The organism is Methyloversatilis sp. (assembly GCF_965284615.1).
Classification (GTDB): Bacteria; Pseudomonadota; Gammaproteobacteria; order Burkholderiales; family Rhodocyclaceae; genus Methyloversatilis.
Map to the genome: position 1 here is coordinate 2638429 of NZ_OZ260098.1, position 12205 is coordinate 2650633.

Below are 12205 nucleotides of genomic sequence, written 5' to 3' on the forward strand. Positions count from 1 at the left end.
CAACACAACCACCGAGCCCAAGCCTCCGCCGGAGGCGCACGTTCTCGCCCCACCTCCCGGAAGGCGCTTTGCACGCGTATTCGAAGGATTGCCTCCCCGAACGGAACGCTTCTTGCTGCCTTGCTGTCGCGCGCCATTGATGACGACGGCTGCCCCAATACGACAAGAACACAGCGGAGGAAATCACATGCCCTCGTACCCGCCTGTCTTGCCGGGACACTGAGCGGAAGCATCCCGGGAGTCGCCATGACGGAGGAGCAGTTCCGGCGTGACGATCCGCTGCAAGAGGAACGATCGACGTCGGGACCACCCGGTCTCCAACGTAAAGAAGGTGTACTCCACGTCCTCGCAGAAGGTGAGGAGGGTGGCGTTCGCGCCAAACAAATTTCCTCTTCAAATCATATGTTTGAAACATTCATCAACGCGGATTTATGCCGCCTATATGCAGGACGTTTTCCCTGATTGTTTCCATGTTCGACTCCTATTCTGCATAGGTCCATCTCGTTCGAGAGCGCCTGTCGGGAGGTAAGCGCCGGCGCGCGGGACACCCATCCGGCGGCGTCCGGTGCGTCGCCATTCGAAGCCCAAGAGGAGAGAGAACAATGCGAAGAACCCTGCTTTCCGCTGCACTGATGATGGCGTGCGGCGCCCTGTCTGCCCCGGCGATGGCCGATTTCGTCACGCTACCCACCGCGGGCCAGGACGTGATGACCTCATGCAGCCCCGCGCCGACCTGCCGCGTGCGCATCCTGCCCGGTTCCAATCCAGGCGGTTACGTGCTGCTGAACGCCCGGCGCAGCAATATCGTCGTGAATTCGGTCACCGTCGGCAAGGTGCTGGACCGCGTCTGGAAAAAGCCCTTCACCAATACCTATGTGTTCGCGACGCGCGTCATCCTGAACGATCAGGACTGGGGCAATGGCTTCCCCTTCCAGGTCGATGACATTTTCCGTTATGGCTTCTCGTCCGGCGCGCAGATCGACGCCGGCTGGCGCAATGCGCGGGTCGGCGACCAGGCAATCGACCAGGTCGGCCGCACCAGCGTTGGCCTGAACGAGGGCGAAAAGATACTCAACCTCGGCGTAGTCGATTTCTTCTCGCCGCTCTTCGTCGACATCACCGAGCCGGGTGAGGACGACGATGACGACGATGACGTCGAAGAAGTCGCCGGCGGCGAGGACGAGGACGAAACCATCGATACCGGCTCGCCCAACAAGGCGCGCACCGCCTGGTATTTCGTACGCACCACGGCCAGTGGCTACCAACTCGGTAGCAATTCCATCCGCCTGTGGAATGGCGGCGACAGCGAAGGCCAGACGCCGACATCGGTGTGGTTCAGCGGCTTCAAGCCGGTCTACGGCAACTGATGCTCGCAAGGGCGAGCCGTGCCCTGTCGCACGTCGTTATCCGAATCGGGTGTTTGGCAGCGCCGGGCCGGGGCATCCTGCTCCGGCCCTCACACAAGAGGAGAAGACCATGAAGCACAGTGTTGTTCTGGGAACCGCAAGCCTGTTCGCCGCACTGGCGATGCCGGCCCACGCCGCCTTCGTGTCACTGCCGTCCAGCGGCACCATCATGCAGACCTGCGCCGACAGCTCGACCAGCTCGACCAGCGTGGCGTGCGGTGCCGGCAGCGTATCTACCGCTACGTCGGGATTCAGTCTCGCAGCAAGCACCTCTCGCAGCATTGTTGCCGGCAGCACGAACGTGGGTACCTTGTATGACCGCGTGTACCGCAGTGGCAGCACCTATATCTTCGGTGTGCGCATCGACATGAATGCCAATACCTGGGGCGATCCCAACGACCCCGATTTCACGTTCGAAGTGAACGACATCTTCCGCACGGGCTTCGCCAGCGCAACCTCACTGGAAGGCGGCTATTCCAAGACCACTGCAGCGGACGAGTATCTTCGCGAGGTCGGACGTTCCAACAGCGGTCTGAACGAATCGGGAACCGGCTCGTTCGATGCAGACTGGGTTCGCTTTCACACCGACATCAATGTAGACGACCCGGACGACACCAGCCCCGGCACCTCTGCATGGTACTGGGTGAAAGCGACCGGAGTGAGCGGCTTCACGACCACGACCGAAGCCATTCGCTTGTGGCAGGGCGGAGAAGAGGGGCAGTCCCTTTACTCCATCCTGCTGTCCGGCTACACGCCCACCTACAGTTCAAGCCTCGCCGCCTCCATGCTGGCGCCGGTGCCGGAACCCGCCGAGTACGCCATGTTCCTCGCCGGCCTGGGCGTTTTGGGCGTAATGGCGCGCCGGCGTACGCGCTGAACGACTGAGCGCCGCCGGCAAGGCGGTGCCTGACCAGGGCGATGAGGCGCGATGCTTGCCTCATCGCCCCTGCATGTCCGCACTCAGGGAGTTTTCATCTTGCGTTCCGCATTCCATAACTGGGCGATCGTCGCCCTGCTCGCGCTCAGCACCCAGGCTCACGCGCTGAATGGCGCCTCGACCGGCAACAGCTATGTACATCTGGGCACCATCGGCACAGGTGGCCTCGACGGCGTCCTGATCGCGCCGAACTGGGTACTCACGGCAGGCCATGTGGCTCAAACCGGCATCACCTTCAGCTCCAACTTGGGCAGTGCCACCGTCGATGCCGCCTACCGCGCCCCCGGATTCGGTTTCCCGGCCAACGACCTGGCGCTGCTTCATCTGTCGTCCGCCATCGACGCGGACAGCTTTCCGACACTGAACGCGGAAGTGATCGATAACGACAGCGCCGCCGAAGGCCTGCCAGTCACCATTGCAGTCACCGCGCAATCCGGCACGCAAAGTCATGCTTACACGACGGTGGATGCCGCCTTCGACGAGGTGGCGCTGGAGGGCGACAGCACTGCCACCGTGTGGTATCTCGCCACCGGCAGCGCCGCCAATGGCAGTCCTTATCTGCAGGGAGGGGACAGCGGCGGCGCATTGTTCGCAGGTCAGGTCGGCAGCAGCCAGTCGCTGCTGATCGGGATCGCGTCGGCCACCGATGGCAGTCTGTCCTATTTCGTGCAGCCCGGCGCCTATCGCGAATGGCTTGACGCCACCCTGGCCACATCGGGCCAGCGCGCACTGTGGAATGTATCCGCGGTGCCGGAACCTTCTGCTGCATGGCTTCTGTGTGCCGGACTGGCCGTGCTCGCATGGCGCCGTCGCCTGGACTGACAGCTCCTCAAGGTGGTTGAACGCAACCACCTTGCATGCATTCAACCACCTCGAACCGGTCCGATTCAAGCTCCCGTCCGGCTGAGTGCCGGAACACCGCAGGTCGCAGCTCGATTGCACGGAACCCGGGGGATTTCATCCTGCAAGGGAACGCTTCTTGCTGTTCATCCGTCGAGCCCACGCAAGGGTCACACCCCATTTCCGAACCCAGAAAAACCAGGAGGACAGCAGATGAAAACCTTCCGTCAGCTCACGCTCGGTCTGGCTCTGGCGAGCTGCTTCGGCAGCGCGAACGCCTATGTCAATATCGTTTTCGACTACACCTATGACACGAACAATTTCTTCACCGCCGACCGCCGCGCGACGCTGGAGCAGGCGGCAACCGCCTTCGAAACCCGTTTATTCGACACGCTGGACGCCATCACGTTGACGCCCGGCGGGAACAGCATTTCTCTGAATATCTTTAGTGAAGTGCAGATCGAGAACGCGAACATCGGCAAGAACGAACTGCGCATCTATGTGAACTCGGCCGGCAGCGTTGGGGGTATTGCAGGTGAAGCGACGCCCATCAGTGCTATTCAAGGCGGCATGAGCATAGAGGGCGACCAGAGCTATTCGGATGCCGCATGGTCACGGGGACAGACCGGATGGCCCGACAGCGAGGTCGGCACATGGGGGGAACGATCAGTTACAGCAACACGGTGAGTTGGTACGCCGACAGCGATGTCAGCACGGTCGAATCTTTTTCCGGCCAGTGGGATCTCTACACCGCTACGCTGAAAGGCCTGGTCGAAATCATGGGCGTCAGCGATAACGGCGTGGACACCGCCTATCTGGGAAAACTGAACGGCGTGAGCAACTTCAACGGCGACAAGGCCAAGATCGAGTATGACGTACGCGGCGGCAGGCAGAATCTGCTGCAGGCCGTCCCCACTGAAAAGATTTTTTCCAACAATACGCGGCTGGCGGCGAATATCAAAGGCGATCTGACTCTCAATGGGGTGGAGACGGAACAGCTTGCCCTGCTCGCCTGGAGCTTGAGCACGGGCGAACGTCGCTACATGACCGATCTGGACTGGGCCATCATGGACGATATCGGCTGGGACGTCACCGGCTTCACCGAAATGCCGAATACGCCGCCGGTGCCGGAACCGCAGACCTGGGCCATGCTGGCCGCCGGTCTCGGCCTGATCGGCGTGCAGGCGCGGAAGAAGATGCGCGGCTGATCGCGGTCGCAAGTTGCGAAGGGCTCCGCTGCGGCGGAGCCCTTTTCGTTTCCGCCGCTGCGGGCGCGTTCAGTCCTCGACCGCGCCGCGGAGGCCGTGCTTCTCGATACGGTAGCGCAAGGTCATGCGGCTCACGCCGAGCCTGCGCGCGGCCTCCGACACATTGCCGCGCACGCGGTCGAGCGTGCGTTCGATCAGCCAGCGCTCGGCCTCGTCCAGCGTCATCGACGCGAACGGCACCGCAGCGTCGTCGGCACTGGCGATGGTCGCCGACGGCAGGCCGAGGGCGGCCGCACCGATATCCCGCCCCTGGCACAGCAGCACGGCACGCTCGATCAGGTGCTTCAGTTCGCGCACATTGCCCGGCCAGTGATAGCGCTGCAGCGCCGACAGCGCGACCGGGTCGAAGCCGGGTTCGTCGAGTGCATAGCGGCGCGCCGTCTGCGCCGCGAAGTGGCGGGCCAGCAGCGTCACGTCGTTGCCGCGCTCGCGCAGCGGCGGCATGGTCAGCGTAACCACATTGAGCCGATAGTAGAGGTCGGCGCGGAACTGCCCGGCGGCGATCATCGCCGGCAGGTCGCGATTGGTGCCGGCGACGAAGCGCGCGGCAATCGGCCGCTCGCGCACCGAACCGACGCGCCGCACGACGCGTCGCTCGATCACGTTGAGCAGCTTGGCCTGCATGTCGAGCGGCAATTCGCCGATTTCGTCGAGGAAGGCCGTGCCGCCCTCGGCCGCTTCGAGCAGCCCGGCGCGCGCGCCCTGGGCACCGGTGTAGGCCCCCTTCTCGTGGCCGAACAATTCCGCTTCGATCAGTTCGCGTGGCAGGGAGGCGCAGTCGATCTGCACGAAGGGTCGGTCCTGCAGCGGCCCGGCGCGATGCAGCAGGCGCGCTGCAACGTCCTTGCCGGTACCGGTTTCGCCGACGATGAGCACGGTGGGCGGCGGCGCGAGGCTGCTGCCGGTCAGGCCGGCCAGCGCGACCACCTGTTCGCGTGCCGCCCGCATGGCCGGGCTGTCGCCGAGCAGCAGCGCGTTCTCGCTGACCTGGCTGTGATGGCTCTCGCGGCTGCGCGAGTAATCCACCTTCTGCCTGAGGCCGGCAGTGCGCAGCACGCGCTCGACCACCAGTTGCAGTTCTTCCAGATCGACCGGCTTCTTCAGGTAGTCGGCCGCCCCCAGCTTCATCGCCCTGACCGCGTCCTCGACTTCGCCGTAGGCGGTCAGCACGACCACCGGCGCAGCACGATTGTCGGCATTCAGTTCGGCCAGCAGGTCGAGGCCGTGGCCGTCCGGCAGACGCAGGTCGAGCAGTACCACGTCGGGCGCAAAGCCGCCCAGCGCCTCGCGCGCCTGCAGCAGCGTCGTCGCGTGCTGGCAGGCATAGCCGGCGCTGCCCAGCCGGCGCGTCACCGCGCGCGCGAACAGCGCCTCGTCCTCGACCAGCAGCAGGCGGGCCGCCGTGGGCGGCGCCGACGGCAAGGTTTCGTTGACGTCAATCATTCCAGGGTTCGACAACATGCGCTTCCTTCGATGGCAGCACCATGACCGCTTCGGTGCCGGGGTCGTGATGGATGAATTCGAGGCGGCCGCCATGCACGTCGCACACCTTGGCGGCGAACGGAATGCCCAGGCCACTGCCCTGCAACTTGGTGGTGGCAACCGGCCGCAGTCCGCGCAGCGCTGGACTGCCGTTCATGCCGCTGCCGTGGTCGCGTACCGACAGCGACACCTGGCCGCCGACGCTGGCGTGCCGCAGCACGATTTCGCCACCCGGCGACGACGCCTCGATGGCATTGATCAGCAGGCCGAGCAGCGCCTGTTCCATCAGCTGGGCGTCCAGTTCGACCATGCCGCCCTCGCCCCAGCCGATGCGCCGCAGCCGGATGCCCCGTGCCTCCATGCGGTCGCGCGCCAGCTGGGCAACGGTGTCGAACAGCGCCGTCACCTGCAGCGGTACGCGCTGCGGCTGCAGCGGATGCAGGTAGGACAGCAGCGAATAGGTCCAGCCATCGAGACGGTCGGCGGCGGCGATGATGCCGGCCAGCCCCTCCCGCACGTCGGCCGGCAGCGCGGCGTCGTCGATCACCTGAGCGGTGGCGCGTATGCTGGCCAGCGGATTGCGGATGTTGTGCGCCACCACCGGCACCAGCGCGCTCAGCGTGGCCTGCTTCTCGGCACACAGCAGCGCTTCGCGGCTGGCCGCCAGATCGGCCGCCATCGAATTGATCGCGTGCGACAGCCTGACCAGTTCGGCCGCACCGCGCTCCGGTACGCGGTGCTGCAGCTGTCCGCGACTGATGTTGCGGGTGGCGTCCATGATGGCGGCAAGCGGCTCGGCCACGGCGCTGCGCAGATAGCGCCGGAACACGATGAAGATGACGGTGGCCAGCAACAGCGGCAAGGCGAGCAGCCAGGGCACCACGGCTTGCAGCACGCCGAGCCGGCGATCGACCGCGCGACGCTGTTGCTGCAGCTGGCTTTCGAACTCGCCGAGCCGCAGTTCGAAATCGTGGAATGCGCCGCGCTCAAGTTGCAGGTCGAGCCGGCTGCTTTCGGCACGCGCCGCGTCGGGCGACGCCCGCAGCAGCACGTCGCCATAGCCGCGAACGCCTTCATAGGCCAGACGCAGCGCATCGACGACTGTCCGCTCCTTGGGCTGTCGCACCTGCCGATAGACGAGGTCGAAGTGGCGATCGATGTCGTCGGCGTAATGTGCGAACTCGATCGCCGCGCCAACGTCGGCCAGGAAGGCGTGGTCGAACACCTCCTTGATCTGACGGTAGAGGCTGCCGCGCATCTCCAGTACCTCCGCGCTCATTCCGGCAAGCCGGTCGCGTTCGCCGGCGGCGTCCTGCCACAGCTGCAGCCCGCCCCACCCCATCGCGCCGGAGAACAGCAGCAGACCGAGATAGAACGCTGCGTAACGCAGCTGCAATCTTTTCAGGGAATGCGCTTCACCGACGAAATGGCTGGCCAAGGCCCGGACACGCCTCATGGTTGATCGGCGAAGACAGTGCAAGAAGCACGCCCGGAACCGGGCGGTGTGCGGCGACCGACGACGACCGGCGCCCCCCTCACCCGAGGCGGCAGCGTGCGGACACCACATGACGATGGCGCAACCTCGCCGACACGGCCGACGGGCGCGGCGAAGCCGATGCCACACGCGGAGAGGCCACCCGGGGTGCACAGCCGGGTGGCTGACTGAAACCATGTCGTGTCATATCAACCACCATGAGAAACCGTCTGTCATGGTGGACCGGCGTCTCCCGACGTGCCCGGGAAACACGCCTGCGTTAACGGTGAGCAATACCTCGAGCAGGTGACGTCGGCATGTGCGATGGCAACGGAGGCGTCAGCAACAACCGGCCAGACGCGCGCGCGAATTCGCGCTGGACCCGTCAAGGCGGCGTTTGCGCTCGACGCAAGCCTCCGGAATCGGAGGCCGTGAACGAAAAAAGCGCCTGGAAGAACAACCAGGCGCTTGATTCAAAAGGATTTTTCAGTGGCGGAGAGGGCGGGATTCGAACCCGCGTTAGGTTTTCACCTAAACACGCTTTCCAGGCGTGCGACTTAAACCACTCATCCACCTCTCCGCGAAGACGCGAGACTATATCAGAAACCCTGCCGCTTGTTCGCGCCCGAGCGCGCCGCAAATGCTGCGGGCCGGAAAGCAGAAGGCCCGCTTTTGGCGGGCCTCTTGCCTTACAGGTGCCGGCTTTCGCGCGGGTTGCGCGGTCGGTCTAGGGATAGGCGGGGTCGTGCCTTCAGTAATCTACGCCTCCGCCGGTCGGCGCACTGCGCGCCGTGTTGCCGAGATTGGGGTAACGGACATGTTCGACCAGATCCTGCGTTTCGGCGTCGGGAGTCGGCGTCAGCAGGCTGACGACGATGAGCACGACAAAGCCGGTCGGAATGCCGAAGAAGCCGCATGAAATCGATTCGATGCCGAACCAGGCATTGCCGATGTCGCCGCCGAAGAAGGGATGGGTGATGGCCGCATAATAGAGGCACATGCCGAGCCCGGCCACCATGCCGGCGACCGCACCCGCCATATTGGCCCGCTTCCAGAACACGCCGCACACCAGCGCCGGAAAGAAGGCCGACGCGGCGATCGAGAACGCCAGCCCCACCATGAAGAGGATGTTGTCGGGCTTCAGCGATGCGGTGTAGGCGGCGATCAGCGCGACCACCAGCAACAGCGTCTTGGAAATGACCAGCCGACGCTGGGTCGAGGCGTTCGGATCGATCACCTTGTAATAGACGTCGTGCGACATCGCGTTGGCAATGGTCAGCAGCAGACCGTCGGCAGTAGACAGCGCAGCCGCCAGACCGCCGGCAGCGACCAGTCCGGAGATCACATAGGGCAAGCCAGCGATCTCCGGTGTCGCCAGTACGATCACGTCGGTGTTCAACGTCAGTTCGGCCAGTTGCAGGATGCCATCGGCGTTGATGTCGTCGATCTTCACCAGCCCGACCTTGCCCCATGAAGCGACCCAGCCCGGCAGGGTGGAAATGGTCGAGCCGACGAGGTTGTTGTACACCTCCCACTTGGCGAACACCGCGTAGGCGGGCGCCGTGAAGTAGAGCAGGAAGATGAAGAACAGCGACCAGAAAACCGATTCGCGCGCTTCCTTGACGCTGGGCGTCGTGTAGTAGCGCATCAGGATGTGCGGCAGCGAGGCGGTGCCTATCATCAGGCAGATCACCAGCGCGATGAAGTTCAGGCGCTTGTTGTCGGACTCCGCTTCGTCCTTGCCGGCGTGCGCTTCGGTATGCGCAAGCGGCGGCTTCGCCTTTGCCTCGGCCAGCTTGCGCGCCTCGCCCCACTTGCGCCGCGCTTCGGCCTCGGTCTTGGGAATGTTGCGCAGGGCCATTTCAGCGGCGGCGATCTGCTTGGCCGGCGCGTTGGCCGACTTCAGTTGGTCGAGCTTTGCCGTCAGCTGCGCGCGCTCGGCGTCGAGGGAGCCAGGCAGGCCCTGGATCTTCCTGTCGAAATCGTCGGCCCTGGCCTTGTACAGCGCATTGACCTCGACCTCCTTCGGCGCCGCGAACAGTTCGGTCTCCTTGGCCGTCAATTTCTGCAGCACCTGACCGTACATCGCCTGCGGCACCGGCACACCGGTCACCTTGGTGAACAGGATGACCACCGGAATCAGGTAGGCGACGATGAGGATGATGTACTGCGCGACCTGGGTCCACGTCACCGCACGCATGCCGCCGAGGAAGGAACACACCAGGATGCCGGCGAGACCGACGAATACGCCGACCTCGAATTCCAGGCCGACGAAGCGGCTGGTGATCAGCCCGACACCGTAGATCTGCGCGACGACGTAGGTGAAGGACGCGAGGATGGCGGCGACGACGCCGATCAGGCGCGCCAGGTTGCCGCCGTAGCGGGCGCCGAGGAAATCGGGAATCGTGAATTCGCCGAACTTGCGCAGATAGGGAGCGAGGAAGAGCGCGACCAGACAGTAGCCGCCGGTCCAGCCCATCACGAAGGCCAGGCCCTGGTAGCCGCTGAAATACAGCGTGCCCGCCATGCCGATGAAGGACGCGGCGGACATCCAGTCGGCGCCGGTCGCCATGCCGTTGAACAGCGCCGGTACCCGGCGGCCGGCGACGTAGTACTCGGCCACGTCGGCGGTGCGGCTCATGACGCCGATGCCGGCGTACAGTGCGATGGTCGAGAACATGAAGATGTAGCCGATCCACTGCGACGACATGCCCAGCTGTTCGGCGACCGCCAGGAAGGCGACGAAGATGAAGAAGCCGCCGGCGTACCAGCTGTACATCTTCTTCAACTGCTGATTGAAGGTGGCCTGCGTGTGAGGCATGGTCAGCGGTCCTCGCTCACGCCGTACTCACGATCGAGTCGGTTCATCACTCGTGCGTAGTAGCCGATGATGATCACATAGACAATGAGCGCGCCCTGCGCCCCCATGTAGAAGGCGAGCGGCCAGCCGAGGAAGGTGATCTCGTTCAGCGAGCGCGCGAAATAGATGGGTACGAAGGTGACCAGGAACCATATCGCCAGCAGAACCGCGGTGATGCGAAGATTCCGGCGCCAGTATTCGCGGTGCCGTTCTGACAACTGCATACAGGTCTCCTCCTGTGGCGTCATGTCGGCGAAGTCGTCGCGACGCCTTGTCGTCGTCATGCAGGTGCGCCGGCCTGTTGCCGCGACACGAATACCGATGACGTGACGCACATCATGCAGTCCAATCTTACTGCCCGCTTACACCGCCTCGATATGGCGGTGCAGCATGCATTCAGGGTAGCCGCCAGTCGATGCGGACGCGGTCGAGCAGGCGCTGCGCCTGGACCATCGCCTGCTTCAGCACCACCCGGTCGAGCGCATTGAGCAGCCGCGGATCGATGCGGTTCGCCGTCGTCTGAACGTGTGTCGGCTCGCCCTCGCCCTGGCGCTGCAGCCTCAGCTGCTGGATGACGAAGAACGCTCGAATCATCGCCTCGACGTCGTCGCCGGCCAGCCCGCCCCTGCGCGCAAGCGCCCGCAGCCGCGCGCTGGTCGAGCGCGCCGCGACGCCGTCGCGCAGGGCCAGCAGCCGCGCGCAGTCGGCGAAGATGCGCGCGCCGCCGGCCTTCAGATCCAGCGTGTGCGGTGCGTCGCGCACGTCGTTGACGCGCAGGCGCCCCAACAGGCCCAGCGGTACGCGTGCGCGCAAGGCGTTCTGTGCCATCAGACGCAGGAAGCGGGTGCCGACAGCAGCTTGGGCCACCTGCTCCGTCAGCAGCGTGTCGGCCAGGGCGGCGTCGCCGTGCAACGCCCGCAGATCGAAGAAGATGTTGGCCGCTAGCAGCGCTTCCGGCTGGGGTTCGGCGATCCAGCCGGCGAAGGCATGGCGCCATTCGTCGAGCGACAGACAGCAGCGCGGCTGACCGGCCATCACCCCGCCCTCGCACAGCGGAAAGCCGAGCTGCGCCAGCGCGCGGTTGATGTCGCCGGCAACACGCAGCAGAGCCGGTCGCACGCTGTCGGCGGCCAGACCGGGCGGCGCCTCGAACACCAGTCCATTGTCCTGATCGGTGCAGAAGGTCTGTTCCATCCGCCCTTCAGAACCGAAAGCCAGCCAGCACCAGCGCACGCGATCGAACACCGCGCCGTCCGGGTGCAGGGCGCGTACCAGGTCGATGGCGCGTGCGGTCAGTGCGTCGTTCAGCGCGGACAGGTGCAGCGTCAACGCCTCAGCCGAGCTGCCGTCCTGCAATTGAGCGAGGCCGAAACGGCGCACCGCGCGCGCGGCGTCGGCCAGCGCGTCCAGGTCGCTCGCCGCATGGATTTGACCGGCAAGCGAACGGATGTCGCTGCGCAGCCTCGCGTACAGGTCGTTCTGCGCGATCACGCCGAGCAGCCGCTGGTCGTGATCGGTCACCGCGATGTGGCGTACGTCATGGCGGGCCATCAGTCGCGCCGCGTCTTCGCCGCTGCAATCGGCGTCGAGCACATGCAGTGGGCTGCTCATCACCCGCGCCACCGGGGTGTCAAGCGACAGGCCGGGCAGCAGCACGCGCCCCGGCAGGTCGGGCAGCGTCAGGATGCCGACCGCGCGGCCGGCCTCGGTCACCAGCACCGAACCGACACGCTCGTCGTTCATGCGCGTCAGCGCTTCGCGTAGCGATGCATCCGCAGGCACGCAGACAGCTGCGCGGCGGATCAGGCGATGCAGGGGAAGATGGAGATCCGGCCCGCCGAGCGGCGGGCCGGAGGTCGGTGTGGTGTCAGCGGTACTCATCGACACCCCACCGGAACGGGCAGAGCCGCGGCGCGGGAGACGCGCCGCGGGCCCCAA

At 65.1% G+C, this 12205-nt stretch carries 11 protein-coding genes and 1 tRNA gene; 6 read left to right on the top strand and 6 right to left on the bottom strand.

All coding sequences use genetic code 11. The annotated features are described in order from the left end of the window. Positions 1–246: 246 nt before the first annotated feature. The 6 genes from ACQ66H_RS12595 to ACQ66H_RS12620 all read left to right on the top strand — a co-directional run bounded on the left by ACQ66H_RS12595 (position 247) and on the right by ACQ66H_RS12620 (position 4391). Positions 247–462 carry a hypothetical protein gene (locus ACQ66H_RS12595; RefSeq protein WP_430434315.1) on the top strand — a complete coding sequence of 72 codons (216 nt, stop codon included), beginning with the start codon at positions 247–249 and terminating at the stop codon, positions 460–462. Between the two features lie 140 nt (positions 463–602). Continuing rightward, positions 603–1367 (top strand): hypothetical protein, encoded by a 765-nt coding sequence (locus tag ACQ66H_RS12600; protein WP_430434316.1) that lies wholly within the window; start codon positions 603–605, stop codon positions 1365–1367. A gap of 109 nt (positions 1368–1476) precedes the next feature. Next, on the top strand, positions 1477–2283 hold the full coding sequence (locus tag ACQ66H_RS12605; protein ID WP_430434317.1) for a PEP-CTERM sorting domain-containing protein: 807 nt from the start codon (positions 1477–1479) through the stop codon (positions 2281–2283). Positions 2284–2334: 51 nt separating this feature from the next. Continuing rightward, complete coding sequence (locus ACQ66H_RS12610; protein WP_430434318.1) at positions 2335–3165, top strand: trypsin-like serine protease; 831 nt, start codon at positions 2335–2337, stop codon at positions 3163–3165. A gap of 231 nt (positions 3166–3396) precedes the next feature. Next, complete coding sequence (locus ACQ66H_RS12615) at positions 3397–3870, top strand: hypothetical protein (protein WP_430434319.1); 474 nt, start codon at positions 3397–3399, stop codon at positions 3868–3870. Beyond that, the gene (locus tag ACQ66H_RS12620) at positions 3837–4391 is read left to right on the top strand and encodes a PEP-CTERM sorting domain-containing protein (RefSeq protein WP_430434320.1); all 555 of its coding nucleotides are present in this window, start codon (positions 3837–3839) and stop codon (positions 4389–4391) included. The genes ACQ66H_RS12615 and ACQ66H_RS12620 overlap by 34 nt, the downstream gene beginning before the upstream one ends. A gap of 69 nt (positions 4392–4460) precedes the next feature. Here ACQ66H_RS12620 and ACQ66H_RS12625 read toward each other — a convergent pair whose 3' ends face one another. The 6 genes from ACQ66H_RS12625 to ACQ66H_RS12650 all read right to left on the bottom strand — a co-directional run bounded on the left by ACQ66H_RS12625 (position 4461) and on the right by ACQ66H_RS12650 (position 12148). Beyond that, the gene (locus tag ACQ66H_RS12625) at positions 4461–5912 is read right to left on the bottom strand and encodes a sigma-54-dependent transcriptional regulator (RefSeq protein WP_430434321.1); all 1452 of its coding nucleotides are present in this window, start codon (positions 5910–5912) and stop codon (positions 4461–4463) included. Then, the gene (locus ACQ66H_RS12630) at positions 5887–7371 is read right to left on the bottom strand and encodes an ATP-binding protein (RefSeq protein ID WP_430434322.1); all 1485 of its coding nucleotides are present in this window, start codon (positions 7369–7371) and stop codon (positions 5887–5889) included. Before ACQ66H_RS12630 ends, ACQ66H_RS12625 begins: the two co-directional genes overlap by 26 nt. Before the next feature lie 526 nt (positions 7372–7897). Next, a tRNA-Ser gene (locus ACQ66H_RS12635) sits at positions 7898–7987 on the bottom strand. 171 nt (positions 7988–8158) lie between these two features. Continuing rightward, the gene (locus tag ACQ66H_RS12640; protein WP_430434323.1) at positions 8159–10228 is read right to left on the bottom strand and encodes a VC_2705 family sodium/solute symporter; all 2070 of its coding nucleotides are present in this window, start codon (positions 10226–10228) and stop codon (positions 8159–8161) included. A gap of 2 nt (positions 10229–10230) precedes the next feature. Continuing rightward, the gene (locus ACQ66H_RS12645) at positions 10231–10491 is read right to left on the bottom strand and encodes a DUF4212 domain-containing protein (protein ID WP_430434324.1); all 261 of its coding nucleotides are present in this window, start codon (positions 10489–10491) and stop codon (positions 10231–10233) included. 172 nt (positions 10492–10663) lie between these two features. Next, positions 10664–12148 carry a DUF294 nucleotidyltransferase-like domain-containing protein gene (locus tag ACQ66H_RS12650; RefSeq protein ID WP_430434325.1) on the bottom strand — a complete coding sequence of 495 codons (1485 nt, stop codon included), beginning with the start codon at positions 12146–12148 and terminating at the stop codon, positions 10664–10666. Positions 12149–12205 lie beyond the last annotated feature (57 nt).

Bases quoted from the DNA above. Each gene is read 5' to 3' on its own strand.
- ACQ66H_RS12595 (WP_430434315.1), top strand. From the start codon at position 247: ATGACGGAGGAGCAGTTCCGGCGTGACGATCCGCTGCAAGAGGAACGA.
- ACQ66H_RS12600 (WP_430434316.1), top strand. From the start codon at position 603: ATGCGAAGAACCCTGCTTTCCGCTGCACTGATGATGGCGTGCGGCGCC.
- ACQ66H_RS12605 (WP_430434317.1), top strand. From the start codon at position 1,477: ATGAAGCACAGTGTTGTTCTGGGAACCGCAAGCCTGTTCGCCGCACTG.
- ACQ66H_RS12610 (WP_430434318.1), top strand. From the start codon at position 2,335: ATGCTTGCCTCATCGCCCCTGCATGTCCGCACTCAGGGAGTTTTCATC.
- ACQ66H_RS12615 (WP_430434319.1), top strand. From the start codon at position 3,397: ATGAAAACCTTCCGTCAGCTCACGCTCGGTCTGGCTCTGGCGAGCTGC.
- ACQ66H_RS12620 (WP_430434320.1), top strand. From the start codon at position 3,837: ATGGGGGGAACGATCAGTTACAGCAACACGGTGAGTTGGTACGCCGAC.
- ACQ66H_RS12625 (WP_430434321.1), bottom strand. From the start codon at position 5,912: ATGTTGTCGAACCCTGGAATGATTGACGTCAACGAAACCTTGCCGTCG.
- ACQ66H_RS12640 (WP_430434323.1), bottom strand. From the start codon at position 10,228: ATGCCTCACACGCAGGCCACCTTCAATCAGCAGTTGAAGAAGATGTAC.
- ACQ66H_RS12645 (WP_430434324.1), bottom strand. From the start codon at position 10,491: ATGCAGTTGTCAGAACGGCACCGCGAATACTGGCGCCGGAATCTTCGC.
- ACQ66H_RS12650 (WP_430434325.1), bottom strand. From the start codon at position 12,148: ATGAGTACCGCTGACACCACACCGACCTCCGGCCCGCCGCTCGGCGGG.